A 1,571-nucleotide genomic window follows, 5' to 3' on the forward strand; every position below is an offset into this window, starting at 1 on the left:
TGCGTGGTCTGGCCGTTGACGGTTTTGCCGATGCGTCGGCCGAAGGCGTCGTAGCGGTAGCTGGCGGTTGTGCCGTCCGGGGTCGTGACGCCGATCAGGCGGTGCTGGCTGTCGTAGCGGTAGTCGGTGACCCGGGCCGGGGTGCCGCGGCGTTCGCGGATCAGGTTGCCGAAGGCGTCGTAGTCGTAGTGATCGTGGTAGCGCTGACGCAGGCGATTACCCTGCATCCGGGTGGGGCCGGGGCAGTCGTGGATCAGCAGGTTGCCGGCCGGGTCGTGGCTGAAGTGTTCCAGCGACTCGTCGCGCAGATGGCGCACCCGGGTCAGGCGGTCGAGCGGGTCGTACTGGTAGTGGCGCTGGCCGTGGCGGCTGTCGTCGATCTGCAGGAGGTTGCCGTGGGCGCTGTAGGCATAGTCGCGGCGGTACAGGGTCTGCTGGTTTTGCCTGACGGCATGCGCCTGCAAGCGGCCCTGGTCGTCGTAGGCATAGTCGCCGAGCAGATGACCCTGCTGGCGTTGCTGTTCGCGCCCACCGACAAAGCGGTGGCTCGTCAGGCGTGCACCGTTGAGGTCGATGGCGCTGAGCGCACCCCCTTCGGCGTGGTGGTAATCCAGCACGCAGCCATCGGGCAGGCGCAGGCGCTTGAGCCGGCCGCCGCTGTCGTAGGCGTAACGCAGGGTGCCCCAGCCCTGGTGTTCGGTGATCAGCCGGTCCTGGCGGTCGTATTCGAACTCCAGTGGGTGGTCCTGGCCGTCGTCGACGCTGAGCAGGCGACCCAAATCGTCGTAGCGGTAGGCGACCTTGACCCCATCCGGCAGGGTCTTGACCAGTAGCCGCCCAGCGCTGTCACGTTGGTAGTGGGTGACCAGTGAAGAACCGTCATCGCCGAATTCGGTCTTCTCCGACAACTGGCCATTGCCGTCGTAGGCATAGGCAGTACGGCGGCCATCGAAGCCGGTTTCCTGGCGGATCAGTCCGCCCGGCGTGTAGTCCAGCCGGTAGGTGTCGCCGACCTCGTTGTCGATCGCGGTGAGCAACAACTGCGCGTGGTCGTAGCGGTAATTCAGCGTGCTGCCGTCGGGGTTGATCCGGCGGCTGACCCGATGCAAATCGTCGGCGTACTCAAAACGGGTGACGCGGCCCAGTTCGTCGGTTTCGGCGGTGACCTGGCCGTAGGCGTTGTAGGCATAACTGCGGCGAGCGCCGCTGGGGGAAATCGTCGCGGTCAGGCGGCCGACGGCATCCCAGGCGTAGCGGCTGACGCCGCCGTGTTCGTCTTGAACGCTGATCCGCCGTCCCAGCGCATCGTAGGCAAAGCGCCGCTGCCCGCCGTCCGGCAAGGTCTCTTCGAGCAGTTGCCCCAAGGCGTTCCAGACCCAGCGATGAGCGCTCTGGTCCGGGTAGCGGATGGTCAGCAAGCGCCCCTGCGGGTCGTAGAAGTAGCGAGTGATCTGCCCGTCGGGGTCGGTGACGGCGCTGACATCGCCCTGGGCATTGCGCGCATAGGTCCAGGTCGCGTCACCGCGGGTGTGGGCATGGAGGAAACCGTGGCGGTATTCGTAGGCCGTCGG

At 66.6% G+C, this 1,571-nt stretch carries 1 pseudogene; it reads right to left on the reverse strand.

Features of this window, described 5'->3' with window-relative positions:
* Positions 1 to 1,571 (reverse strand): annotated as a pseudogene (locus AC07XF_RS28940) (RHS repeat protein); the annotation flags it as partial.

Source organism: Pseudomonas sp. GW821-FHT01C01, assembly GCF_059422645.1.